Raw genomic sequence first — 24014 nt, forward strand, 5'->3', positions numbered from 1 at the left:
GCTGTGTGCTGAAAGGCTGTGTGTTCTTACAGGAAATAGAGGCGGCTGAGGGACACCGATTCGGCGGGTTCCGAGCGCATCGGGGCACCGTCCAGCGTGACCAGCCCACTGCGCCCGTCCACCGCCACATCCCCGATGCGGGAGTTGAGCCGGAGATCCGCCGGGCCGATCCCGCGGGTGCCGCGCACGGCCACCCTGCGCCGTCGCGTCGGCATCAGGTCGGAGCCCAGCTCGGCCGCGGCCTTCGCCACGAAGGCCACCGAGATATCGGCGGGGGTCGCGCCGTGCCCCCCGAACAGCGGTCCCAGGACCAGCGGTTCACAGGTGTCGGTCGCTGCGTTGGGGTCGCCCGTCACGCCCCACGCCGGGAAGCCCGCCTTCAGTACCATCTGCGGCTTCGCCCCGAAGTACTGCGGCTTCCACAGCACGATGTCGGCGAGCTTGCCCACCTCGATCGAACCGATCTCGTGCGCGAGACCGTGCGCGATGGCCGGGTTGATCGTCAGCTTCGCCATATAGCGCAGCACCCGGGCGTTGTCGTCGTGCGCGCCGTCGCCCTCCATCGGGCCCAGCTCGGCCTTCATCTTCCCGGCCATGGCGAAGGTGCGGCGTACGGTCTCGCCCGCGCGCCCCATCCCCTGCGCGTCCGACGAGGTGATGCCGATCGCGCCGAGGTCGTGCAGCACGTCCTCGGCGCCCATCGTCCCGGCCCTGATCCGGTCCCGCGCCATGGCGGCGTCCCCGGGCAGGTCGGTCTTGAGGTCGTGCACGGAGACGATCATCCCGTAGTGCTCGGCCACCGCGTCCCGGCCGAACGGCAGGGTCGGATTGGTCGACGAGCCGATGACGTTCGGCACACCCGCCATCTTCAGGACGTTCGGTACGTGTCCACCGCCGCAGCCCTCGATGTGGAAGGCGTGGATCGTCCGGCCGTCCAGGACACGCAGGGTGTCCTCGACGGACAGACACTCGTTCAGCCCGTCGCTGTGCAGCGCGACCTGCACGTCGTGTTCCTCGGCGACGCGCAGGGCGGTGTCGAGCGCACGGGTGTGCGCGCCCATGTCCTCGTGCACCTTGAAGCCGGATGCACCGCCCTCGGCGAGCGCCTCCACCAGGGGCGCGTCGTCGGAGGACGAGCCGCGGGCCAGGAAGCCGATGTTGACCGGCCAGGCGTCGAAGGCGTTGAAGGCGTGGCGCAACGCCCACGGCGAGTTGACGCCGACGCCCCACACCGGGCCGAACTCCTGGCCGATGACGGTGGTGACGCCGGAGGCGAGCGAGGCCTCCATGATGCGCGGCGAGAGCAGATGGACGTGGGTGTCCACGGCACCGGCCGTCGCGATCAAGCCCTCGCCGGACACGATCGTGGTGCCCGTACCGACGACGACGTCCACGCCGTCGAGTGTGTCCGGGTTACCGGCCCGCCCGATGGAGTGGATCCTGCCTTCACGGATGCCGATGGAGACCTTGCGGATGCCTTGAACAGCGTCGATGACCAGCACGTTGCTGATGACGACGTCGCAGGTGTCGCGTACGGCCGCGGCCTTGAGGTGCAGCCCGTCGCGCGCGGTCTTGCCGAAGCCGGCCAGGAACTCGTCGCCGTGCGCCTGCGCATCGGACTCGACGCGCACCACCAGGCCGGAGTCGCCGAGAACGACCCGGTCTCCGGCGCGCGGTCCGTGGACCGATGCGTATTCGTTGGGGTCCATCAGGCGTCCTCCGCTCCCAGATAGCCGCAGGCCGCCGCGCGCCGCAGGGCCTCTTCCTTCGCTCCGGGCGCGTCCAGCGGTCCGTCGACCAGGCCGGCGAAGCCGATCGCGATCCGGGCGCCGCCGATCGGCATCAGGCCGACCTCGGTCTCGCCGCCCGGGTCGAAGCGGACCGACGATCCGGCGGGGACGCACAGCCGCATTCCGTACGCCGCGGCCCGGTCGAAGTCGAGGCGCGGATTGGCCTCGAAGAAGTGGAAGTGCGAGGTGACGCTGACCGGGACGGTCGCGGTGTTGTGCACGGTCAGCCGCAGCGCGGGCTCGGGCTCGGCGTGCGGCGGTGCGGGCAGTACGGCGCCGGGTGCGGCGTCGCCGAGCCCTCCCCCGATGGGCTTCGAGACGACCGCGAGCCGGGATCCGTCGTCGAAGACGGCCTCCACATGCACCTCGGTGACCACATCCGCCACACCGGGCAGGACGTCGTCGGGCCCCAGCACGCCGCGCGCGGCCTCGATCGCCTCGGCAAGCCGCTTTCCGTCCCGGGCCGCCTCGCAGACGGTGTCCGCTATGAGCGCGGTCGCCTCGGGAACATTGAGCCTCAGTCCACGCGCCCGGCGCGCCCGTGCCAGTTCGGCGGCACCGAAGAGCAGGAGCCGATCTCGCTCGGTAGGGGTAAGTCGCACGTCAGTACACCTCCAATTTGAACATCACTCTAAACAAGATTTTCCCATCTGGGAACCATTGACGGAGGCCCTTACTTAGGCTCATATAGAGCGGCACTCAAACTGTCGAACATCAGGGGCGTCCTCATGCCGGTAGAACAGCGCGGAGTCGACACCATCCCGGAGGCGGAACGCACCAGCGCCCCGCGCGACCTCGTCTCGATCCTGCTGGGGTCCAATCTGTGCCTGGGCGTGATCATCTTCGGCTGGCTCCCGGTCTCCTTCGGCCTGGACTGGTGGGCCTCGGTGAGCTCGATCGTCGCGGGCACCCTGCTCGGCACCCTGCTGACGGCACCGCTCGCCCTGGTCTCGCTGCGCACCGGAACCAACCTCTCCACGTCCTCCGGTGCCCAGTTCGGTGTGCGCGGCCGCCTGGTCGGCTCGATCGTCGGCCTGCTGCTCGCCCTCGGCTACACAGCGCTGACCGTCTGGATCGGCGGCGACGCGATGGTGGGCGCCATGCATCGCCTCTTCGGGCTGTCGACCGGGGGTCTCTCGTACGCGGCCGTGTATGCCCTGCTCGCCGCCGCCACCGTGATCGGCGCGGTCTACGGGTACCGGATGCTGCTGCGTCTCTCCCGCATCCTCGCCGTCGCGATGAGCGCGCTGCTGATCCTGGGCATCGTCGCGTACGCCCCGCACTTCACCACCGCCGCATTGCCCGGCACCGGCGGCTATCTGCTCGGATCCTTCTGGCCGACCTGGCTGTTGTCCGTGGTCGCAGCAGGGCTGAGCGGCCCGATCGCGTTCATCACCCTGCTCGGCGACTACACGCGGTACATCTCCCCGGCCCGTCACTCCTCCCGGAGCGTGCTGCACGCAAGCTGGATCGGCCTGCTGATCGGTCTGCTCGTTCCGCAGCTCTTCGGTACGTTCACGGCGTACGCCTCCCGGGCGGCCCTCGACTATGCGGGCCCGCTCGTCGAGGCCTCCCCCACCTGGTACCTGATCCCGCTGCTGCTCGCCGCCTCCGCCGGTTCGGTCGGCAACGCCGGCCTGATGCTGTACTCCATGGGCCTCGATCTGGATGCGATCCTGCCGCGCGCCTCGCGCCCCCAGGCCACTTTCGCGGTCGCGGGCGTCGCCACGGCGTGCGTCTTCGTCGGGCACTACGCCTGGGACGCCGAATCCGCGATGACGTCGTTCGTCCTGCTGCTGACCGCCATCGGCACCCCGTGGGCGGTGATCACCCTGATCGGCTCCGTCCGATGTCGCGGTGTCTACGACTCGGAGGCCCTCCAAGTCTTCAACCGGCGCTCGCGCGGCGGCGCCTACTGGTACACGGCCGGCTGGAACCTGCCCGCCACGGCCTCCTGGGCCCTGGGCGCAGCAGTGGGCCTCTCCGCCGTCTCGCTGCCCTCGTACGAGGGTCCGCTGCTCTCCCTGACTGGCGGGGTGGACTGCAGCTTCCTGCTGTCGGGCCTGGTGGGCGGTGTCGCGTACACGGCGCTGACGCGCGGCAGGCGCACGGAGCCCGCGGTGTCGGCCGACACGGAGGCACAGCCATCCGCCATATTCTGAGCGGGAACGACGACGCCCGCCCCGGCTGCTGCCGGGGCGGGCGTCGCGGTACGGGACGTCGCCGTAGGGGACCGTGGCTCAGCCGAGCGGGTGCATCCAGCCGTGCGTGTCCTGCGCGACGCCGCGCTGGATGTCCAGCAGGCGCTCGCGCAGCTTGAGCGTGACCTCGCCGGGCCGGCCCTCGCTCTGGGTCCACTCGCCGCCCGCGGACTTGACGATGCCGACGGGGGTGATGACGGCGGCGGTGCCGCAGGCGAAGACCTCGGTGAGGGTGCCGTTCGCGGTGTCGGCGCGCCACTGGTCGATGGAGACGCGGCCCTCCTCGGACTCGTAGCCGAGGTCGCGGGCGACCTGGAGCAGCGAGTCACGGGTGACGCCGGCGAGCAGGGAGCCGGTCAGGGACGGGGTGATGATCTTGTCCCCGTACACGAAGTACAGGTTCATGCCGCCGAGTTCCTCGACCCACTTGTGCTCCACGGCGTCGAGATAGGCGACCTGGTCGCAGCCCTTCGCGGACGCCTCGGCCTGGGCGAGGAGGGACGCCGCGTAGTTGCCGCCGGTCTTGGCGTCGCCCATGCCACCGGGGACGGCGCGGACGCGGTCCTCGGAGAGCCAGATCGAGACCGGCTTGACGCCACCGGCGAAGTACGCGCCGGCGGGCGAGGCGATGACGATGAAGAGGTACTCGTTGGCGGGCTTCACACCGAGGCCGACCTCGGACGCGATCATGAACGGGCGCAGGTAGAGCGACTCCTCGCCGCCGTGGGCCGGAACCCATGCCTTGTCCTGCTGGACCAGCGCGTCGCACGCCTCGATGAACGTCTCGACCGGGAGCTCCGGCATGGCGAGCCGGTGTGCGGAACGCTGGAAGCGCTTGGCGTTGGCCTCGGGGCGGAAGCTGGCCACCGACCCGTCGGGCTGGCGGTAGGCCTTGAGCCCCTCGAAGATCTCCTGCGCGTAGTGCAGGACGTTGGTGGCGGGATCGATCGAGAGCGGGCCGTAGGGAACGAGCTGGCCGTCGTGCCAGCCGCGGCCTTCGGTCCACTTGATGATCACCATGTGATCGGTGAAGTAGCGGCCGAATCCGGGGTTGGCCAGGATCGCCTCGCGCTCCGCGTCGGACAGCGGGGTCGAAGAGGGCTTGAGCTCGATCGTGGGCGTCGTCATGAGTGCGTGTCCTTCACCGGTTTTGTGTGTGAGGGACCGCGCTCACGCCACTCCTGTCAGACAGGTGCTAGGACGTCCGAGCTTTATCGCAAGCCACGGCCCGTTCGATTATCTCTCGCGGGGACCCGTGCACGAAATGACGTGATTGCGGTCCAGGGTTCGATGGTGGCACCCGGGACCACGCAGGAGAAGCCGCCGGGTGCGGTAGCGACCCGGCGGCTTCGAAGTGGAGTCGTCGGGTCAGCTCGCTACGCGTACCGCGAGCGCGTCGCCGATTTCCGAGGTCGTACGAGGGGTGTCGCCGCGCTGCGCGAGGTCGACGGAGACGGCGTCCTCGATGCGCACGGCCTCGGCCTCGTAGCCCAGGTGGCGCAGCAGGAGGGCGACGGAGAGGACCGTGGCCGTGGGGTCGGCCTTGCCCTGGCCCGCGATGTCCGGCGCGGAGCCGTGGACCGGCTCGAACATCGAGGGGAACTCGCCGCTCGGGTTGATGTTGCCCGAGGCCGCGATGCCGATGCCGCCGGAGACGGCCGCGGCGAGGTCGGTGATGATGTCGCCGAAGAGGTTGTCGGTGACGATCACGTCGAAACGCTCGGGCTGCGTGACGAGGAAGATCGTCGCCGCATCCACGTGCAGGTAGTCGGTGGTGACGTCCGGGAACTCGGCCGCGACCTTGTTGAAGATGTTGGTCCACAGGTGCCCGGCGTAGGCCAGCACGTTGTTCTTGTGGACCAGCGTCAGCTTCTTGCGCGGGCGGGCCTGGGCGCGGGCGAAGGCGTCACGGACCACACGCTCGACGCCGAAGGCGGTGTTGACCGAGACCTCGGTGGCGACCTCGTGCGGGGTGCCGGTGCGGATCGAGCCACCGTTGCCGGTGTACGGACCCTCGGTGCCCTCACGGACCACGACGAAGTCGATCTCCGGCTGCCCCTTGAGCGGGGTCGCGACACCCGGGAGGAGCTTCGACGGCCGCAGGTTCACATGGTGGTCGAAGAGGAAACGGAGCTTCAGCAGGAAGCCGCGCTCCAGGACGCCCGACGGGACCGAGGGGTCACCGATCGCGCCGAGCAGGATCGCGTCGTGCTGCTTGAGCGCCTGGACATCCGCGTCGGTGAGGGTCTCACCGGTCGCGTGGTAGCGCTTGGCCCCGAAGTCGAATTCCTTGGTCTCCAGCTTCACATCCTGCGGGAGAACAGCATTGAGGACCTTGAGGCCCTGAGCCACGACCTCCTGGCCGATACCGTCACCAGGGATCACTGCGAGATTGATGCTGCGAGACATGTCGGCACCTTACTGCTCGTCCCATCCCATGACATTTTACGTCCACCATACGGACACATGGGGAGCTGTATGTGTACCGTTCACGCACTCGATGGGACCGCGTCAGCCGGCGGGTGGATGTTGCTGGCCATGGACATCCCTCGCTTCGGTATTCCCGAGAAGCTCGCCGACCGCATGAGCATGGCTGAGCAGCACGACTATCTGCGCACCCGGCTCACCCGGCGTGGCGCGCTCCGCGCCGGTGCGGCGACCGCGGCCGTCGTCGGCGCCGGGGTCGCCGCCTCGCCCGCCTACGCCGCGCCTGCCGTGCTCTCCTCGCGCGGCTCCTCCACCCAGGTGGACGGCTCGCTGGTCGCACCGTTCGGCCGGCATCTCGCGTACGGCGCCGACCCCAAGACGCAGATGCGGGTCTCCTGGCAGGTCCCGTTCGCTGTCCGGCGCCCGTACATCCGCATCGGCCTCCAGCCGTGGGCGCTGAGCCGCAAGATCGACGCCGAGGTGCGGCACCTGACCACCCCGCTGCTGAACGACGGCAGGATCGCGGCCGCCGAGCAGTTCTACGTACACGCGGGCCTCGACCGGCTGCAGCCCGGCACGACGTACTACTACGGCGTCGGCCACGACGGCTTCGACCCGGCGGACACCCGCAATCTGGGCACGCTCGGCACCTTCACCACCGCACCTTCGCGCGCCGAGTCCTTCACCTTCACCGCCTTCGGTGACCAGGGCGTCAGCTACCACGCCCTCGGCAACGACCAGCTGATCCTCGGTCAGAACCCGGCCTTCCACCTGCACGCGGGCGACATCTGCTACGCCGACCCGTCCGGCTCCGGCCAGGCGACCGACACGTACGACGCCCGCACCTGGGACCAGTTCCTGGCACAGACGGAGACCGTCTCGAAGACCGTGCCGTGGATGGTGACCACCGGCAACCACGACATGGAGGCGTGGTACTCGCCCGACGGCTACGGCGGCCAGAACGCCCGCTGGTCGCTGCCGGACAACGGCCCCGACCCGGTGGGCCAGCCCGGCGCCTACTCGTTCGTGCACGGCAACGTGGGCGTGGTCGCCCTCGACGCCAACGACGTCTCGTACGAGATCCCCGCCAACTTCGGGATCAGCGACGGCAAGCAGACCCGCTGGCTGGACCGGCGTCTCGGCGAGCTGAGAGCCCGCCACGACATCGACTTCATCGTGGTCTTCTTCCATCACTGCGCCTTCTCGACGACCAACGCGCACGCGTCCGACGGCGGTGTGCGGGACGCCTGGGTGCCCCTCTTCGAGAAGCACCAGGTGGACCTGGTCATCAACGGCCACAACCACGTGTACGAGCGCACCGACGCGATACTGAACAACGCGGTCGCACGGAAGGTGCCGATCGGTGAGCACACCGACCCGACGCGGGACGGCATCGTGTACGTCACGGCGGGCGGCGCGGGCAAGGCGCTGTACAACTTCCCGGCGCCCGACACGTACGAGGGGCACATCAAGGACCAGGAGAGCGTGGACACGTACCACGTGGTCAAGGGCGGCGGCAGGGCGACCGAGACCGTGGAGTGGTCGCGGGTGCGCTACACCGGCTTCTCGTTCCTCGCGGTGGAGGTCCAGCCCGGGCCGCATGCCCGGATGAAGGTCACCGCGCTCGCCGAGTCGGGCGAGCGCATCGACCACTTCGAGATCAGCCGCGGCTGAGCACTGCCGGACGGACCGGCCTCAGTGGCCGGTGGAGCCGCCGTTGTCCCTGCGGTCGAGGGCTCGCTGCAGGGCGGCGGCGGCATTCTGGCGCTCCGACTCGGTCGGGCGGTGGGTGTGTCGGACGCGGCGGACAGTCGTCTCGGCCATGGTGGATCGACTCCTTGAGATCGCGAGGATTTCGAGATCGAAAAAACGTGAGCGTGATTTCGAGATCGGGATTTCGAGGCGCCGGAAGGGGCGGGGAGCGGATGCCGCAGGGGTTGCCTGCACGGGGGCACGCGCTCACGACCGCCAGTCGCTGGATCTAGCGAGACGTTCGGCTTCTACCAAGCTAGGACAGCTCGGCCGGTCTGTCTCCACAATTACTCGGACTTCCTACTATCTGAGACGGGGGTTTACGGCCTGCCGCCCGCAGTTCCCGGATCAGAGCCCGGACGGCGAGGGATTGTGCCTGCTCAGGGGTGATGGCACAGCCGAGGGAGCGGGTCGGCCGCTCCGGTCCGAGAGCAGTGATCTCGACGTTGCCGGGTACTCCTTCGAGGGCGAGCTGCGGCATGATCGCCGTTCCGGGCCCGCTGGGCCTCTGGGAGGTTCGCGGCGCTGCCCGCAGGTTTGTGCGCAAATCCGTTCCACTCCTCCGGTGCGGCTCTGCCATCCGCCACGTGAGTGATCAGCCGGTCAGTCCAGGTAGACGTCGACAAGCAGGGCCGCAGGGGTGAAGCTGTAGCGGCCCAGGACGTTGAGGTTGCGGTGCTTGAGCGGGGACAGCCGGGCCACGTCCTCGTGTCCCTGATCCCGTGGCCCTGCTCGCGCAGCTGGGCCCCCAACCGCTTCCTGCGCCGCTTCACCGGGGACGCCACCCGCGCCGGGAAGAACCTGGAAGTCGCCGCCCGGTACGCCGCCGCGCCGGACACCGGAAAGACCGCCGTGCGGTTCCGGCTGTCCGACGCCTCCACGGCGCCGGTGACGTTCACGATCACATCGAACAACTACCGCTCCGACGACCCGTGGACCTGCACCGTCGCGGCGGTCGGTTCGGCGGAGGACCGGTTCGACGCGGTCACCGGGCCGAACGGCTGGTACGACTTCACGGTCACCGCCGACGCGGACGCCACCTGGTCGCGCAGGTACACAGGCCACATCGAGACGGGCGCGGCGAGCATCAGCGGCTGACGGATCCGGTCCTGACATCAGGTCCTGACCGGTCACGGCCCGACGGTCAGGTCCTGGAGGCCCACCACACGCAGCAGCTGCAGCCGTTCGTACGCGTCCGTGCCGGGCCGGGCCGTGTGGATGACCAGCACCTGTCCGTGGTCGGCGCTGAGCAGCGCCTCGCATTCCAGGTCCAGTTCCCCGACGACCGGGTGCACGAACCGCTTGCGCTCGGCACGCCGCACGGCGACGACATGCTCGGCCCACAGCAGGTCGAACTCCTCGCTCGCCGCACGCAGTTCATCGACGAGCGCGATCAGCGCGACATCATCGGGGCGGGCGGCGAACACCGCGCGGAGCTGGCCGACATGGCTGCGGGAGTGCGCTTCGTGGTCCTCTGCCGGGAAGAGCGCCCGCCCCTCGGGGGCGGTGAACCAGGACCGGATGATGTTGTACCCCGGCTGGTGCTCACCGGTCAGCGCCACGGCCATGGCGTTCTGGGCGAGGACCTCGCCGCGGTCGCTCAGGACCTGGGCGGGTGCGTCGTGCAGTCGGTCGAGGACCATCAACAGCCCGGGGCGCACATGCTGGGTGGGGCCGTGGCGGTCGCTCGGCGGCTCCTCCCCGGCCAGCCGGAAGAGATGGTCGCGCTCGTCCTCGCTCAGCCGCAACGCCCTGGCCACTGCGGAGAGCATCTGACGCGAGGGGCGTGAGCCGCGGCCCTGCTCCAGGCGCGTGTAGTGGTCCACGGACGCACCGGTGAGATGGGCGACCTCCTCCCGCCGCAGCCCCGGGGTGCGCCGCCGGGAGCCGGCGGTCAGCCCCACGTCGGCCGGTTCGAGGCGGGCGCGGCAGCGGCGCAGAAAGTCGGCGAGTTCCGATCGGTCGAGGTCCACGTCCCCAGCATGGCTCGTGCGCGGATCCGTATCCAGGGAGTGCCGGTCCTCGGATAGCCGCGTCTCTCCCGCCGGCCGGCGACCCGTCGCAGGGTGATGGATATCGCAGGCAACGAGAGGAACCGATGATGCTGATTCTGGTGACGGGTGCCACGGGTGAGGTCGGCCGGCGTTTCGTACCGCGGCTGCTGCGGCGGGCCGCTCACGGTGACACGGTGCGGGTGATCGTGCGGGACGAGGAGCGGGGTGCGCCCCTCGCCGCGCTGGGGGCCGAGGTCGTCGTCGGTGACCTGCGGGACCCGGAGGACGTACGGAAGGCGCTGGGCGGAACGGACGCGGTGGTGAACATCGCGGCGGCGTTCCGCGGGGTGCCGGACGAGGAGGCATGGGCGGTCAACCATGCCGCCGCGCTGACGCTGGGCCGGGCGGCCGTGGAGGCGGGCACGCACCGGTTCGTGCAGGTCGGCACGAACCTCGCGTACGGCGCGGGGCGCGGCAGGCCGCTGACGGAGGACGACGCCCCGGTGCCGGGCGGGCAACTGTGGGGTGCGTACACCGAGTCCAAGGTGGCGGCCGAGGAGGGCCTGCTCGCGCTCCACCGCGACCACGGGCTCGATGTCCGGATCGCCGTCCTGGCCTTTGTGTACGGCGAGGGCGACCCGCACCTCGCCCAGTCGATGGCCTGGGCCGGGCAGTGGGCGGCCACGCAGCGGCTCGGGATGGTGCACCACGCGGATGTCGCGCAGGGACTGCTGCGGCTGCTGTACGCACCGGGCCTGGCGGGTCGCCGCTACAACTTCTCGGACGACGCGCCGGTGACGGCGGTGGAGCTGCACCAGCTCAACGGGGTCGCGCTGCGGGCCGAGTCGGCGGACCGGGTCGATCCAGACCCGTGGTACGGAATCATGTCGACTCTGCGGGCCAGGGACGAGCTGGGCTTCCGGCCGCTGTACCCGTCGGTGTGGACGGCGCGGGACGCGGGGGCCCTGTAGGGATCAGAGCACGTCGCCGTCGCGCCAGTCGAAGATCAGCTTCCGGGACGGGGAGGGCAGTGGGCGGCTGCCCGCCGCCCTGACGTACGTGCTGCCCTCCTCGTCCGGCAGCAGCTCCACCCGGCTCAGCCCCTGCACGCCGATCCGCCCCTGCCACACCTGCCAGCCACGCGCCGCGTACAGGCCGGCCCCGGTGGCGGAGGCGGACAGCGCGCCGAACGTGTACGCCCCGTCGATGACGCGTTCCAGCGCAGCCATCACCCGGCCGCCGAGCCCCTCGCGGCGCCGGTCGGCGCGGACGGCCACGCCCTCGACATAGCCGATGCGGTACGAGCGGTGGGCGTGGATCACCCGGCGCTGGACGACGCTGCCGTGGGCGAGGAGACCGCTGTTGTCGTGTGAGTAGGCGTGGATGCCGCCCAGGGTGTGGTCCCAGTCGTCGTCGCTGAAGTCGCCCTCGAAAGCGGTGTCGAGGAAGGTGCGGATCCCGTCGCGGGCGGTCGTGGTCAGCTCGTAGGTGTGCGCGATGTGCCACAGCGGCTCAGTCATGTCCCCCAGCCTCTCAGGCACCTGCGCCACCAGGTACTCAGGACGCATGTGAGTAGCTGCCACGTGTCGAAGAGTTCCGCGCCGAAAGAGAGTTGGCCCTATGAACGGCCTCCACGCTCTCAAGCCCTGGTACGCGGACCGGCTCTCCGGTGTCCGCGCCACGCTCGTCCGCCGTGAGGTGTCGCCCGACACCTCACGGCGGCCGGTGTGGTCTCGGAGGCCGGCGCCACCGTGCTGACCCCCTCGCCCGTCGGCATCGTCACCGAGCGGGCCGACTTCTCCGCCGGACTGTCGTTCCTCGGCCGCAGTGACCGCCCGGTCGACGAGCACTACCGAACTGCAGCAGGCAAGGCGCGCAAGCGCACCGTACACATGCGTGAGGCACGCTTCCGCTTCCGCACCGGGGCGGGCGACCGGCTCGACGTGGTCGTGCGGGCGTCGGCCGACGGGGTCGCGTACCGGTACGACCTGCCGGGCGACACCGGAAACGTTCTGGACGAGACCTCGGCGTTCACCCTGCCCGAGGGTTCCTCCGCCTGGCTCGGCGCCTACCGCAAGGACAACGAGAACCTCTTCAACGCCTACACCGCGTCCGGCGCACCGGTCGGCGAGTACATGATGCAGGCACTCTTCCGTACCGGAAACAGCTATGGCCTGGTCGCCGAGTCCGATCTCACCGGCAGCTACTCCGGGGCCCGGCTGACCCATGACGCGGGCTCCTCCACGTACCGCGTCAAGCTCTGGGACACGCAGGTGCAGACGGCCGGTGCGCTCACCACCCCGTGGCGCGCCGTGGTCAGCGGTGACCTGGCGACCATCACCGGATCGACGTTCACCGACGACCTCGCCCCGGCGTCCAAAATCCGTAACACCTCGTGGATCAAGCCCGGCCGGGCCCTGTGGACCTGGCTCGCGGGCGGGCGTCCGGCGGGGCAGAGCCTGGAGATGCAGAAGGGATACGTCGACTACGCGGCCGCCCGCCACTGGCCGTACACCGTCGTCGACGCGGGCTGGTACTTCGACCCGGCGCAGTGGGACGTCACCGACCCCGACTGGCAGACCCACAGCTGGATCCCGGAGCTGGTGCGCTACGGCAGGGAGCGCGGCGTCGGAATCCAGGTCTGGATCCACCACCGCGACCTGGACACCGCCGAGGAGCGGGCCCAGTGGCTGCCCACGCTCGAGAAGTGGGGCGTCAAGGGGGTGAAGATCGACTTCATGGACTCGGAGGCGCAGGAGACATTCCAGTGGTACGACAAGATCCTGCCCGAGACCGCGTCCCATCATCTCCTGGTCAACTTCCACGGCTCCACGATCCCCAAGGGCATCCAGCGCACCTGGCCGCACGTCATGTCGCTGGAGGGCGTCAACGGTAAAGAAAAGAAGACCAACACGGCCCAGCACCTGACCACGCTCCCCTTCACCCGGAACGTGATCGGTTCCATGGACTTCACACCCGGCGCCTTCCACCGTCCGAACCGGCCCAACGCCGCCTCCGACGCAAGCGAGTTGGGCCTGTCGGTGCTCTACGAGTCCGGCGTCCAGAACCTGGCCGGCACCCCCGAGTCCTACGAATCCCGTCCGGAGGCCCGGCACTTCCTGGAGCAGCTGCCGGATGCCTGGGACGACACCCGGCTGCTGGCCGGTGAGCCCGGGAGCAGCGCGGTCCTGGCCCGCCGCAGCGGCAGCCGCTGGTTCATCGGCGGTACGTACGCGGGCACCGCGCACACCGCCGAGGTGCCGCTGCGGATCGGATCCGGCCGGTGGCTGGTCGAGACGGTGACGGACGGGCCGACGGGGCTGGTCCGCACGGCCCGCACGGTGCGGGGCGGCGACACTCTGTCGGTGGGGATCATTTCCGACGGCGGCTTCGCCGCGGTCGCCTGCCGCTGGTCCCCGGGCCGTACCTCCTGCGACCGGTAGCGGGGGCCGGATCACCCGCCGGGCTCGCCCACTGACAACCGCGCGCCGTTGTCAGTGGGCACCCCTACTGTTCATGGACAGGGGGCCGCGTGCGGCGGCCCGGCGGGAGGGGACAGCGATGAGCTTCAGCATGCAGGCACGGGCCGTTCCGGCAACCGGGCTGCCGCAGCACTTCGCCGGGGTGGCGGCGGTCTTCGCCGACACGGACGACGAGCTCGACCGCCTGGAGACGGATCTGAACATCTCCAAGGATTTCTCCGAGGTGCACAAGCTGTGCCTCACCGCACCGCCCGGCCACGGCAGTTGCGAGCTCCCGGTCTTCGGCGGGGCCATTCATGAGGACCCGGCAGGGATCGAGGCACCGTCGGTGACTCTGGAGGCCGGGGAAGTGCGGGAGGCGGCGGAATTCCTCCGCACCCATCCGTTCGACGAGCTGTGGCGCGCGGCCGCCGGTGGCGTTGCCGCGCACTGGGGTCTGCCGGAGCCCGAGGTCCGCGATATCTTCGCCCACCACTACCGGCGGGTGCTGGACTTCTACGAGCGGGCCGCGGAATCGGGCGACGCGGTGGTGAAGCGGTTCCTGTACTGAGCGGCCGTGTGCCGAAGGGGCCGAAATGGAAACCGCCTCCCGGCCGGCAGGGGAACCGGGCGGGAGGCGGGAATCATGGCGGGGCGCCGGGGTGCGGCGCCCCGGGGGCGTCAGCCCTGGTGGGGGTAGGTGTAGTCGGTCGGCGGGACCAGCGTCTCCTTGATGGCGCGGGTCAGCGTCCAGCGCTGCAGGTTCTGCGGGGCGCCCGCCTTGTCGTTCGTACCCGAGGCACGGCCGCCACCGAAGGGCTGCTGGCCGACGACGGCACCGGTCGACTTGTCGTTGATGTAGAAGTTGCCCGCGGCGTACCGCAGCTTCTCCATCGTGTGCGCGGCCGCAGCGCGGTCGTTCGCGATGACGGAACCGGTCAGCGCGTAGTCGGAGACCGACTCCATCTGCTCCAGCATCTCGTCGTACGTGTTGTCCTCGTAGACGTGCACGGCGAGGATCGGGCCGAAGTACTCGGTCGTGAAGACCTCGTTCTCCGGGTCGCTGCACTCGATGACGGTCGGGCGGACGAAGTAGCCCACGGAGTCGTCGTACGTGCCGCCCGCGATGATCGTGCAGGACGGGTCGGACTTGGCACGGTCGATCGCGGCCTTGTTCTTGGCGAACGAGCGCTCGTCGATGACGGCACCGATGAAGTTCGACAGATCGGTGACGTCACCCATGGTGATGGAGTCGACCTCGGCCGCGAACTTCTCCTTGAAACCGGAGTTCCAGATGGAGGCCGGGACGTACGCGCGGGACGAGGCCGAGCACTTCTGGCCCTGGAACTCGAAGGAGCCACGGGTCAGCGCGGTCTTCAGGACGGCGTGGTCGGCCGACGGGTGGGCGACGACGAAGTCCTTGCCGCCGGTCTCGCCGACGAGCCGCGGGTAGGTGCGGTAGTTGGCGATGTTGTTGCCGACCGTCTTCCACAGGTGCTGGAAGGTCGGGGTCGAGCCGGTGAAGTGGATACCGGCCAGGTCGCGGTGGTTCAGGGCAACCTCGGAGACGGCGATTCCGTCGCCGGTCACCAGGTTGATGACGCCCTTGGGCAGACCGGCCTCCTCCAGGAGCTGCATCAGCAGCACCGCGGAGTGGGTCTGCGTCGGGGACGGCTTCCACACGACGACGTTGCCCATGAGGGCGGGGGCGGTGGGCAGGTTGCCCGCGATGGCCGTGAAGTTGAACGGCGTGATCGCGTAGACGAAGCCCTCCAGCGGGCGGTGGTCCATGCGGTTCCACACGCCCGGCGAGTTGGCCGGGGGCTGCTCGGCGAGGATCTGGCGCGCGTAGTGGACGTTGAAGCGCCAGAAGTCGACGAGCTCACAGGGGGTGTCGATCTCGGCCTGCTGGGCGGTCTTCGACTGGCCGAGCATCGTGGACGCGGCCAGCGTCTCGCGCCAGGGGCCGGACAGCAGCTCGGCGGCGCGCAGGATGATCGCGGCGCGGTCGTCGAAGGACATCGCACGCCACGCGGGGGCGGCGGCGAGGGCGGCGTCGATCGCGTCCTGGGCGTCCTGCTCGGTGGCGCTGGCGAAGGTACCGATGACGGCCTTGTGGTTGTGCGGCTGCACGACGCCGAAGCGCTCGCCGCCGCCCATCCGCTTCTCGCCGCCGATGGTCATCGGCAGGTCGATCGGGTTCTCGGCGAGCTCCTTGAGCTTCACCTCCAGGCGGGCACGCTCCGGGGAGCCCGGGGCGTAGGAGTGGACCGGCTCGTTGACCGGCGCGGGGACCTGGGTCACAGCGTCCATGAGTGCCTTGTCTCCTTGCTTCAGCGGGGTGGGGGCAGCGGGGCGGGCGGGTCAGCCCTTGGTGAGGATGGAGCGGGCGAAGAACAGCAGGTTGGCCGGCTTCTCCGCGAGGCGGCGCATGAAGTAGCCGTACCAGTCGGTGCCGTACGCGGTGTAGACGCGCATCCGGTGTCCCTCGGCCGCGAGCCGGACGTGCTCGTCGCTGCGGATCCCGTACAGCATCTGGAACTCGTACTCATCCAGTTTGCGCCCGGCCTTGCGTGCCAGCTCCTGGCTGATGGCAATCAGCCGCGGGTCGTGGGACCCGATCATCGGGTAGCCCTCGCCGTCCATCAGGATCTTCAGGATGCGGACGTACGCCTTGTCGATCTCGGCCTTGTCCTGGTACGCGACGGAGGCGGGCTCCTTGTAGGCGCCCTTCACGATGCGGACGCGGCTGCCTGCGGCGGCGAGGCGGCGGGCGTCCTTCTCGGTGCGGAACAGGTAAGCCTGGATGACACAGCCGGTCTGCGGGTAGTCCTTCCGCAGCTCCTCGTGGATGGCGAACATCGAGTCGAGGGTGGTGTGGTCCTCTGCGTCCAGAGTGACCGTGGTGCCGATCGCCGCGGCAGCCTCGACGACGGGGCGCACATTGGCGAGCGCCATCTCGTGGCCGCCCTCCAGTGCTTGGCCGAACATCGACAGCTTGACGGACATCTCGGCCCTGGTGCCCAGGCCGAGGTCCTTGAGGCGGTCGATCAGCTCCAGGTAGGCGTCGCGCGCGGCGGTGGCCTGCTCCGGCGTGGTGATGTCCTCGCCCACGACGTCGAGGGTGACCTCCAGGCCCTTCCCGGTGGCGTCCTTGATGATCGGGACGACCTGCTCGACCGTCTCGCCGGCGATGAACCGGTCGACGACCTGCTTGGTCCCCGGGGCGGCCGAAATGAATCGGCGCATCTTGTCACTGCGCGACGCAGCGAGAATCACGGGAGCCAGCACGGGGCACCTCCAACGGAAAGGTATGTACGAGGGCCGTATCGGCAGGAACTGAATCAGACCGGTACAGCACGGAGAACCACCGTGAAATCTAAGGATCTCCCCGATCCTGTGCCATCGACAGCTGTCACGCATCCGTGCACTGGATCTCAGACATATGTCTGAGGGGGGTGCGAGAATGGCCGGGTGAAGGGCGATTACCAGGAGCTGGTCGACGAGATCTCCGCACTGCTCGGCGTCCCCGCCACGCTGGAGAACCGGGACTTCGGTCTGGTCGCCTTCGGGGCGCACGACAGCGACGACGACACGGCGATGGATCCGGTCCGCACCCGGTCGATCCTGACCCGCCGCTCCACCCCGGCGGTCCGCGCGTGGTTCGAGGGCTTCGGCATCGCCCGCGCCACCGGCCCGGTCCGGATCCCGGCCGCCCCGGAGGCCGGTGTGTTCCGGGACCGGATCTGTCTGCCGGTACGCCATCGAGGTGTCGTGCTCGGTTACGTATGGCTGCTCGACGCGGACCCCGGGCCGACCGACGAACAGCTGACCGCGGCGATGGACGCGGCGGCCCGGATCGGGGCGCTGCTCTCCGAGGAGGCACGGGCCGGCACGGACCTGTCACGTGAGTTCGGCGCGGTGCTCACCGCCGGGCGGGGCTGGCAGCGCGACATGGCGGTCGCCGCGCTCCGGGAGGCGCTGGGCCCGGACGCGGACGGCCTGCACACGGTGGTCTGTGTGACGCCGTGGCCGGACGAGTTGCCATCGGCTCGTACGGTGCCGTCGGCTGCGGCGCTGTCCACCGTCCCGTCACCGGCGCGGGCGGGCACCCTGTCGCTGGCAGCGCTGGTCCGGCTGCGCTCATCCGACGTGCTCGACCCGGCTGTCACCGCGGCGGACCGGCTGCGGACCGCCGCGGGCCGCACGGCGACCGCCGGAATCGGAGTCCCCCGCCGAGGCCTGCCGGAGCTGGCCGCGGCCTGGCACGAGGCCGTGGCCGCAGCCCGCGCGGCGGCCGCGGAGTCCCGCCTCGGCCCGGTCGCCGAATGGTCCGCCATCGGTCCGTACCGTCTGCTGACCGCCCTCCCGCCGACCACGGACACCGCCCCGGACCTCACCGTCCGGACGCTGCTCACCCCGCCCCACGCGGAGCTGGCCCGCACCGCCGAGGTGTTCCTCGACTGCGCGGGCCAGGCGAGCCGGACGGCGGCCGAGCTGGGCATCCACCGTCAGACGCTCTACTACCGGCTGTCCCGGGTCGAGCAGCTCACCGGCCTGGACCTCAACGACGGCGAGGACCGGCTGCTGCTGCACATGGCGCTGAAGGGTGCCCGGCTCTGAGCTCCGGCCGCGCTCAGTGCGCCACCCGCTCGTCCGTACCGGCCACCTTTGCAGTGCTCAGCGCGATGCGGTTCCACGTGTTGATCGTGAAGATCAGGGCGAGCAGCCCGGCCAGTTCGGCCTCCTCGAAGTGGGCGGCCGCGCGGGCGTAGACGTCGTCCGGGACGCCACCCCTGGAAACCAGGGTGACGGCCTCGGTGAGGGCGAGCGCCGCCTGCTCCTTCTCCGTGAAGAAGTGCGCGGCCTCCGGCCAGACGGCGACCATGTGCAGCCGTTCCTCGCTCTCACCGGCCTTGCGGGCGTCCGTGGTGTGCATATGGAGGCAGTACGCGCACCCGTTGAGCTGGGAGGACCTGATCTGGACCAGCTCGACGAGTGCCGGGTCCACGTCCTGGCGGGCGGCGGCGTCGAAGCCGATGAGGGCCTTGAACGCTTTCGGCGCGGCCTTGGCGAAGTTGATCCGAGGGGTGCGGGTGACTGCGTCGTTGTTCGTCATGACCACTACGCTACGGAGTCGGGCGACCTCACGTAGGGTGCATTTTCATGGCGGAATCATGGGTCAATTCGGCGGAGCGGATCGGCAGCGACCTGCTGTTGGAGCTGACCGGTCCCGGCAGTCGCCGGACCGTTCTCATCCGTGCGCTGCGGGACGCCGTACGGGAGGGCAGGCTGGCCCCGGGCACCCGGCTGCCGCCCTACCGCTCGCTCGCCGCCGACCTCGGCCTGGCCCGCAACACCGTTGCCGACGCCTATGCCGAGCTGGTCGCCGAGGGCTGGCTGACCGCCCGGCAGGGCTCCGGCACCCGGGTCGCGCACCGCGCTGCCCCGGTCGCCCCGGCCCGGGTGCCGAAGAGGGCGCCGACCCGCCCGGCCCCTCCCGTGCACAACCTCCGGCAGGGCCAGCCTGACGCGGGTTCCTTCCCCCGTACACCCTGGCTTGCCGCCTCCCGCCGCGCCGTGAACGCGGCACCGAACGACGCCTTCGGGCCCGGTGATCCGCAGGGCCGGATCGAGCTGCGCCGGGCGCTGGCCGACTATCTGGCGCGCGCACGAGGGGTGCGCTGTGTGCCCGAACGGATCGTGATCTGCTCCGGTTTCGCGCACGCGCTGCGGCTGCTGTTCGGCGGCGGGGTGCTTCGCGGACCGCTGGCGGTGGAGTCGTACGGGCTCGGATTCCACCGCTCCTTGCTGGCTGCCGCCTCGGTGCGTACGGTCCCGCTGGCTCTCGACGAACACGGGGCACGCACCGGCGAGTTGACCGGACTGCCGGGCGTGCGGAGTGTGCTGCTCACCCCGGCCCATCAGTTCCCGACGGGTGGGCCACTGCACCCGAAGCGGCGCACGGCCACCGTCGACTGGGCGCGCACCCGCGGCGGACTGGTCCTGGAGGACGACTACGACGGGGAGTTCCGCTACGACCGCGAACCGGTCGGCGCCCTCCAGGGACTCGACCCGGACCGGGTCGTCCACCTCGGCTCCGTCAGCAAGAGCCTCTCCCCCGCGGTCCGGCTGGGCTGGATGGTGCTTCCCGGGCAGCTCGTCGACGCCGTACTGGCCGCCAAGGGCGAACGCGAGGGCTGGGCGAGCGTCCTGGACCAGCTCGCGCTCGCCGAGTTCATCGAGTCCGGCCACTACGACCGGCACATCCGCCGCATGCGGCAGCGCTACCGGCGCCGCCGCGACCAGCTGGTCGCCGCCCTCTCCGAACACGCCCCGCACATCACGCCCACCGGCATCGCGGCAGGTCTGCACGCCGTTCTGCGGCTGCCTCCCGGCACCGAGCGCTCCACCGTCAAGGCCGCGGCCTGGCAGGGGCTCGCTCTGGAGCCGCTCGCCGACTTCCGGCATCCGGCCGCCACGATGCCCGCCGAGGACGGCCTGGTCGTGGGCTATGCGACGCCGCCGGACCATGCGTACGGCGCGGCTCTGGAGGCGTTGTGCCGGGCCCTTCCGCCGCCCTCCGTCTGACCGGGCCCGCGCATGACCGGGCCGGGCCCGTGGGACCCGGCCCGGCATTCAGTGGTGCCCAGGCGGCTTCCGGTGATCGTCCTGAGGCCGTCCGTCAGATCCTGCGGCGACGGCGCGGTCTCCTCGACGGCGCGGGCCGTCATCCGCCCGGACCCCTTATGCAGCAGGCAGCGCTCGGCGCCTTCGGGCAGACTCTCACGGCGCCCCACGACAGCAGCGCACCCGGCATACAGACGTCCGTTCAGGACGCCCGTATGCCGGGTGCGGCTGGGAAAGCGGCGGAATCAGTCGGTGAGGTTCACCGAACGGGCCGAGGTCGCGCCGATCTCCTCGGCGATCTCGCTGAGGACCGTCTGCGGGACGTTGTCGTCGACGGTGAGCACGACCAGCGCCTCGCCGCCCGCGGCCGCGCGCGAGACCTGCATGCCCGCGATGTTCAGCCCGGCCTCGCCGAGGATCTTGCCGACCGTGCCGACGACGCCGGGACGGTCCTCGTAGCTCAGGACGACCATGTGGTCGGCGAGCGCCAGGTCCACATCGTGCTCACCGATCGCGACGATCTTCTGGAGGTGCTTGGGTCCGGCCAGCGTGCCGGAGACCGCGACCTCCTCGCCGTCGGCGAGCGTGCCGCGGACGGTCACCACATTGCGGTGGTCCGGCGACTCGGAGCTGGTGGTGAGGCGGACCTCGACACCGCGCTCCTGGGCGAAGAGCGGGGCGTTGACGTACGACACGGTCTCGTCGACGACGTCCTCGAAGACACCCTTGAGCGCGGAGAGCTCGAGCACCTTCACGTCGTGCTGGGTGATCTCGCCGTACACCTCGACGTCGAGGCGGGCCGCGACCTCTCCCGCGAGCGCGGTGAAGATACGGCCGAGCTTCTCGGCGAGGGGCAGCCCGGGACGTACGTCCTCGGCGATGACGCCGCCCTGGACGTTGACCGCGTCCGGCACGAGCTCACCGGCCAGCGCGAGGCGCACGGACTTGGCGACCGCGATGCCCGCCTTCTCCTGGGCCTCGTCGGTGGAGGCGCCGAGGTGCGGGGTGCAGACGACCTGGTCGAACTCGAACAGCGGGGAGTCCGTGCAGGGCTCCTTCGTGTACACGTCCAGACCGGCGCCGGCGACGCGGCCCTCCTTGAGGGCGGAGGCGAGCGCCTCCTCGTCGACGATGCCACCGCGCGCGGCGTTGACGATCCGCACCGAGGGCTTCACCTTGTGCAGCGCCTCGTCGCCGATCAGGCCGAGCGTCTCGGGGGTCTTGGGAAGGTGCACGGTGATGAAGTCGGAGACTTCGAGCAGTTCGTCCAGCGCGAGGAGCTTGACGCCCATCTGCGCGGCGCGGGCCGGCTGCACGTAGGGGTCGTACGCGACGATCTTCATGCCGAAGGCCGACATGCGCTGCGCGACCAGGACACCGATGCGGCCGAGGCCGACGACACCGAGGGTCTTCTCGCTCAGCTCGACGCCGGTGTACTTGGAGCGCTTCCACTCGCCGTTCTTGAGGGCGGTGTTGGCCTGGGGGATGTTGCGCGCGGTGGCGACCAGCAGACCGCAGGCCAGCTCGGCGGCGGTGACGATGTTGGAGGTCGGGGCGTTGACGACCATCACGCCGGCCTTGGTGGCGGCGGACACGTCGACATTGTCCAGACCGACGCCCGCGCGGGCGACGACCTTCAGCTTCTTCGCGGCGGCGATGGCCTCGGCGTCGACCTTGGTGGCGGAACGCACCAGGATGGCGTCGACATCGGCGATCGCGGGGAGGAGCTCGGCGCGGTCCGCGCCGTTGCAGTGCCGGATGTCGAAGTCCGGGCCCAGGGCGTCAACCGTGGCAGGCGACAGCTCTTCAGCGATGAGTACGACAGGTTTCGAGCTCACGTGAGTCCTCACAGGTCCAGTGCGGACGGCCGTCCCGACGGCCGCAGGCGGTGGAGGTGCTTGCCGCGTGGAAGACGCACGACACTGTGGGCCTGACGCGTGTATGTGGAGAAGTGTAGTCATGCGCGAGGGCGCATTCTGCGCCCCGTTGGAAGGATCACCCACACGGGGCTGGACGACTTGTACACACGTACGACGCCGCTTCTTCCAGCGGTGTTGCGATGGATACGCCGCGGGGCGGGTCCGAAGACCCGCCCCGCGGCGAAGGACTTACGCGTCCTCGTCGTTGACCCAGCTCATGAGCTTGCGCAGCTCACGGCCGGTGGTCTCCAGCAGGTGGTCGCTGTCGGCCTTCTTGTACTCGTTGTACTTGGGCAGACCGTTGTGGTACTCGGCCATCCAGTTCTTGGCGAAGGTGCCGTCCTGGATCTCGCCGAGGACCTTCTTCATCTCGGCCTTGGTGGCGTCCGTGATGATCCGCGGGCCGGTGACGTAGTCGCCCCACTCGGCGGTCTCCGAGATGGACCAGCGCATCTTCTCCAGGCCGCCCTCGTACATGAGGTCGACGATGAGCTTCAGCTCGTGGAGGCACTCGAAGTACGCGATCTCCGGCTGGTAGCCGGCCTCGGTCAGGGTCTCGAAACCGGCCTTGACCAGAGCGGCGGTGCCACCGCAGAGGACGGCCTGCTCACCGAACAGGTCGGTCTCGGTCTCCTCGGTGAAGGTCGTCTTGATGACGCCGGCGCGGGTACCGCCGATGCCCTTCGCGTACGAGAGGGCGAGCGCCAGGCCGTTGCCCGAGGCGTCCTGCTCGACGGCCACGATGCAGGGAACGCCGCGGCCCTCCTCGTACTGACGGCGGACCAGGTGACCCGGGCCCTTCGGGGCGACCATGCAGACGTCGACGTTGGCCGGCGGCTTGATGAAGTCGAACCGGATGTTCAGACCGTGGCCGAAGAACAGCGCGTCGCCGTCCTTGAGGTTGTCCTTGATGGACTCCTCGTAGACCTGGGCCTGGATCGGGTCCGGGACGAGGATCATGATGACGTCGGCCTCGGCGGCGGCCTCCGACGGGGTCACCACGCGCAGGCCCTGCTCCTCGGCCTTGGCCTTGGACTTGGAGCCCTCGTGCAGACCCACACGGACGTCGACACCCGAGTCACGCAGCGACAGCGCGTGGGCGTGGCCCTGGCTGCCGTAGCCGATGACCGCGACCTTGCGGCCCTGGATGATGGACAGGTCGGCATCGTCGTCGTAGAACAGCTCGGCCACTGGGTCTTCTCCTTGGTGTGCAGGTGTTGCGTCCCACCGTACGGCGGGGTGCGTCAGAAACGTTTTCGGGTCTCGCCATACGAGCGGCGAGGGGGGTGGCGGCTAGGCCGTACGGTCGAGTGCGCGCAGGGAACGGTCGGTGATCGAGCGCGCGCCGCGCCCTATGGCGATGGTGCCGGACTGGACGAGCTCCTTGATGCCGTACTGCTCCAGCATCTTGAGCATGGCCTCCAGCTTGTCGGCGCCGCCGGTCGCCTCGATCGTGACGGCCTCCGGAGAGACGTCCACGGTCTTGGCGCGGAACAGCTGAACGATCTCGACGATCTGGGAGCGGGTCTCGTTGTCGGCGCGGACCTTCACCAGGACGAGCTCACGCTGGATCGCAGCGGAGGGCTCGAGTTCGACGATCTTCAGTACGTTGACCAGCTTGTTGAGCTGCTTGGTCACCTGCTCGAGCGGCAGGTCCTCGACATTCACGACGATGGTGATGCGGGAGATGTCGGGATGCTCGGTGGTACCGACCGCGAGTGAGTCGATATTGAAGCCGCGGCGGGAGAACAGGGCCGTGATCCGGGCGAGGACACCGGGCTTGTTCTCGACCAGGACGGAGAGCGTGTGCTTGCTGGACATGGAGTCGGTCTCTCTCTGT

Annotated in this window: 21 protein-coding genes and 1 pseudogene; 8 read left to right on the plus strand and 14 right to left on the minus strand. The window is 69.9% G+C overall.

The features are described 5' to 3' along the window. Window positions 1-26 precede the first annotated feature (26 nt). Both OG972_RS12955 and ureA read right to left on the minus strand, forming a co-directional pair. Window positions 27-1709: an urease subunit alpha gene (locus tag OG972_RS12955; RefSeq protein WP_266981178.1), complete on the minus strand. Its 1683-nt coding sequence runs from the start codon at window positions 1707-1709 to the stop codon at window positions 27-29. After that, a complete protein-coding gene (ureA, locus tag OG972_RS12960) occupies window positions 1709-2392 on the minus strand; it encodes an urease subunit gamma (protein ID WP_266981180.1) in 684 nt (227 codons plus the stop codon). Before ureA ends, OG972_RS12955 begins: the two co-directional genes overlap by 1 nt. 126 nt (window positions 2393-2518) lie before the next feature. On the opposite strand from ureA, the gene OG972_RS12965 reads away from it, so the two are divergent. Then, window positions 2519-3952 carry a cytosine permease gene (locus OG972_RS12965; RefSeq protein WP_266981182.1) on the plus strand — a complete coding sequence of 478 codons (1434 nt, stop codon included), beginning with the start codon at window positions 2519-2521 and terminating at the stop codon, window positions 3950-3952. A 78-nt stretch (window positions 3953-4030) separates the two neighbouring features. Here the strand turns inward: OG972_RS12965 and OG972_RS12970 are convergent, their stop codons facing one another. Together OG972_RS12970 and OG972_RS12975 are read right to left on the minus strand one after the other, a co-directional pair. Then, on the minus strand, window positions 4031-5119 hold the full coding sequence (locus OG972_RS12970) for a branched-chain amino acid aminotransferase (RefSeq protein ID WP_266981184.1): 1089 nt from the start codon (window positions 5117-5119) through the stop codon (window positions 4031-4033). A 240-nt stretch (window positions 5120-5359) separates the two neighbouring features. Next, complete coding sequence (locus OG972_RS12975; RefSeq protein ID WP_266981186.1) at window positions 5360-6400, minus strand: 3-isopropylmalate dehydrogenase; 1041 nt, start codon at window positions 6398-6400, stop codon at window positions 5360-5362. 129 nt (window positions 6401-6529) lie between these two features. Here OG972_RS12975 and OG972_RS12980 point away from each other — a divergent pair, with 129 nt between their 5' ends. Further along, window positions 6530-8092, plus strand: a complete 1563-nt coding sequence (locus OG972_RS12980; RefSeq protein ID WP_266981188.1) for a metallophosphoesterase family protein — start codon at window positions 6530-6532, stop codon at window positions 8090-8092. A gap of 21 nt (window positions 8093-8113) precedes the next feature. Here the strand turns inward: OG972_RS12980 and OG972_RS12985 are convergent, their stop codons facing one another. Both OG972_RS12985 and OG972_RS12990 read right to left on the minus strand, forming a co-directional pair. After that, window positions 8114-8242: a hypothetical protein gene (locus OG972_RS12985; RefSeq protein WP_093772350.1), complete on the minus strand. Its 129-nt coding sequence runs from the start codon at window positions 8240-8242 to the stop codon at window positions 8114-8116. Window positions 8243-8426: 184 nt separating this feature from the next. Next, window positions 8427-8672, minus strand: a pseudogene (locus OG972_RS12990) (hypothetical protein); the annotation flags it as partial. A gap of 206 nt (window positions 8673-8878) precedes the next feature. On the opposite strand from OG972_RS12990, the gene OG972_RS12995 reads away from it, so the two are divergent. Next, window positions 8879-9268: a phospholipase domain-containing protein gene (locus OG972_RS12995; protein ID WP_323135866.1), complete on the plus strand. Its 390-nt coding sequence runs from the start codon at window positions 8879-8881 to the stop codon at window positions 9266-9268. A gap of 32 nt (window positions 9269-9300) precedes the next feature. Here OG972_RS12995 and OG972_RS13000 read toward each other — a convergent pair whose 3' ends face one another. Next, window positions 9301-10143 (minus strand): helix-turn-helix transcriptional regulator, encoded by an 843-nt coding sequence (locus OG972_RS13000; protein WP_266981192.1) that lies wholly within the window; start codon window positions 10141-10143, stop codon window positions 9301-9303. Window positions 10144-10271: 128 nt separating this feature from the next. Here OG972_RS13000 and OG972_RS13005 point away from each other — a divergent pair, with 128 nt between their 5' ends. Beyond that, on the plus strand, window positions 10272-11135 hold the full coding sequence (locus OG972_RS13005) for an NAD(P)-dependent oxidoreductase (RefSeq protein WP_266990449.1): 864 nt from the start codon (window positions 10272-10274) through the stop codon (window positions 11133-11135). A gap of 3 nt (window positions 11136-11138) precedes the next feature. Here the strand turns inward: OG972_RS13005 and OG972_RS13010 are convergent, their stop codons facing one another. Beyond that, window positions 11139-11684: a GNAT family N-acetyltransferase gene (locus tag OG972_RS13010; RefSeq protein WP_266981193.1), complete on the minus strand. Its 546-nt coding sequence runs from the start codon at window positions 11682-11684 to the stop codon at window positions 11139-11141. Between the two features lie 207 nt (window positions 11685-11891). On the opposite strand from OG972_RS13010, the gene OG972_RS13015 reads away from it, so the two are divergent. Beyond that, window positions 11892-13607 (plus strand): glycoside hydrolase family 97 protein, encoded by a 1716-nt coding sequence (locus tag OG972_RS13015; protein WP_266981195.1) that lies wholly within the window; start codon window positions 11892-11894, stop codon window positions 13605-13607. A gap of 118 nt (window positions 13608-13725) precedes the next feature. Beyond that, entirely contained in the window at window positions 13726-14196 is a 471-nt protein-coding gene (locus OG972_RS13020; protein ID WP_266981196.1) for a DUF1877 family protein, read from the plus strand. A gap of 110 nt (window positions 14197-14306) precedes the next feature. On the opposite strand, the gene pruA is transcribed toward OG972_RS13020, so the two are convergent. Both pruA and OG972_RS13030 read right to left on the minus strand, forming a co-directional pair. Beyond that, entirely contained in the window at window positions 14307-15938 is a 1632-nt protein-coding gene (gene pruA / locus OG972_RS13025) for an L-glutamate gamma-semialdehyde dehydrogenase (protein ID WP_266981198.1), read from the minus strand. 51 nt (window positions 15939-15989) lie between these two features. After that, complete coding sequence (locus OG972_RS13030; RefSeq protein WP_266981200.1) at window positions 15990-16916, minus strand: proline dehydrogenase family protein; 927 nt, start codon at window positions 16914-16916, stop codon at window positions 15990-15992. 183 nt (window positions 16917-17099) lie between these two features. Between OG972_RS13030 and OG972_RS13035 the strand changes: the two genes are divergently transcribed. Next, entirely contained in the window at window positions 17100-18248 is a 1149-nt protein-coding gene (locus OG972_RS13035) for a CdaR family transcriptional regulator (protein ID WP_266981202.1), read from the plus strand. A gap of 13 nt (window positions 18249-18261) precedes the next feature. Here OG972_RS13035 and OG972_RS13040 read toward each other — a convergent pair whose 3' ends face one another. Then, entirely contained in the window at window positions 18262-18744 is a 483-nt protein-coding gene (locus OG972_RS13040) for a carboxymuconolactone decarboxylase family protein (protein WP_266981204.1), read from the minus strand. A gap of 47 nt (window positions 18745-18791) precedes the next feature. On the opposite strand from OG972_RS13040, the gene OG972_RS13045 reads away from it, so the two are divergent. Then, entirely contained in the window at window positions 18792-20216 is a 1425-nt protein-coding gene (locus OG972_RS13045) for a PLP-dependent aminotransferase family protein (protein ID WP_266981206.1), read from the plus strand. 284 nt (window positions 20217-20500) lie between these two features. Here OG972_RS13045 and serA read toward each other — a convergent pair whose 3' ends face one another. The 3 genes from serA to ilvN all read right to left on the minus strand — a co-directional run bounded on the left by serA (window position 20501) and on the right by ilvN (window position 23995). Continuing rightward, window positions 20501-22093 (minus strand): phosphoglycerate dehydrogenase, encoded by a 1593-nt coding sequence (serA, locus tag OG972_RS13050; protein ID WP_266981208.1) that lies wholly within the window; start codon window positions 22091-22093, stop codon window positions 20501-20503. A gap of 270 nt (window positions 22094-22363) precedes the next feature. Next, window positions 22364-23365 carry a ketol-acid reductoisomerase gene (ilvC, locus tag OG972_RS13055; protein WP_266981210.1) on the minus strand — a complete coding sequence of 334 codons (1002 nt, stop codon included), beginning with the start codon at window positions 23363-23365 and terminating at the stop codon, window positions 22364-22366. Between the two features lie 102 nt (window positions 23366-23467). Then, a complete protein-coding gene (ilvN, locus tag OG972_RS13060; protein WP_266981212.1) occupies window positions 23468-23995 on the minus strand; it encodes an acetolactate synthase small subunit in 528 nt (175 codons plus the stop codon). Between the last annotated feature and the right edge of the window lie 19 nt (window positions 23996-24014).

Origin of the sequence: Streptomyces sp. NBC_01669, from assembly GCF_026339735.1 — a bacterium.
Taxonomy (GTDB): Bacteria; Actinomycetota; Actinomycetes; order Streptomycetales; family Streptomycetaceae; genus Streptomyces; species Streptomyces yanii.

Bases quoted from the DNA above. Each gene is read 5' to 3' on its own strand.
- OG972_RS13005 (WP_266990449.1), top strand. From the start codon at position 10,272: ATGCTGATTCTGGTGACGGGTGCCACGGGTGAGGTCGGCCGGCGTTTC.
- OG972_RS12985 (WP_093772350.1), bottom strand. From the start codon at position 8,242: ATGGCCGAGACGACTGTCCGCCGCGTCCGACACACCCACCGCCCGACC.
- OG972_RS12980 (WP_266981188.1), top strand. From the start codon at position 6,530: ATGGACATCCCTCGCTTCGGTATTCCCGAGAAGCTCGCCGACCGCATG.
- OG972_RS12955 (WP_266981178.1), bottom strand. From the start codon at position 1,709: ATGGACCCCAACGAATACGCATCGGTCCACGGACCGCGCGCCGGAGAC.
- OG972_RS12965 (WP_266981182.1), top strand. From the start codon at position 2,519: ATGCCGGTAGAACAGCGCGGAGTCGACACCATCCCGGAGGCGGAACGC.
- pruA (WP_266981198.1), bottom strand. From the start codon at position 15,938: ATGGACGCTGTGACCCAGGTCCCCGCGCCGGTCAACGAGCCGGTCCAC.
- OG972_RS13045 (WP_266981206.1), top strand. From the start codon at position 18,792: ATGGCGGAATCATGGGTCAATTCGGCGGAGCGGATCGGCAGCGACCTG.
- OG972_RS12975 (WP_266981186.1), bottom strand. From the start codon at position 6,400: ATGTCTCGCAGCATCAATCTCGCAGTGATCCCTGGTGACGGTATCGGC.
- OG972_RS13040 (WP_266981204.1), bottom strand. From the start codon at position 18,744: ATGACGAACAACGACGCAGTCACCCGCACCCCTCGGATCAACTTCGCC.
- OG972_RS12970 (WP_266981184.1), bottom strand. From the start codon at position 5,119: ATGACGACGCCCACGATCGAGCTCAAGCCCTCTTCGACCCCGCTGTCC.
- ilvN (WP_266981212.1), bottom strand. From the start codon at position 23,995: ATGTCCAGCAAGCACACGCTCTCCGTCCTGGTCGAGAACAAGCCCGGT.
- OG972_RS13010 (WP_266981193.1), bottom strand. From the start codon at position 11,684: ATGACTGAGCCGCTGTGGCACATCGCGCACACCTACGAGCTGACCACG.
- OG972_RS13020 (WP_266981196.1), top strand. From the start codon at position 13,726: ATGAGCTTCAGCATGCAGGCACGGGCCGTTCCGGCAACCGGGCTGCCG.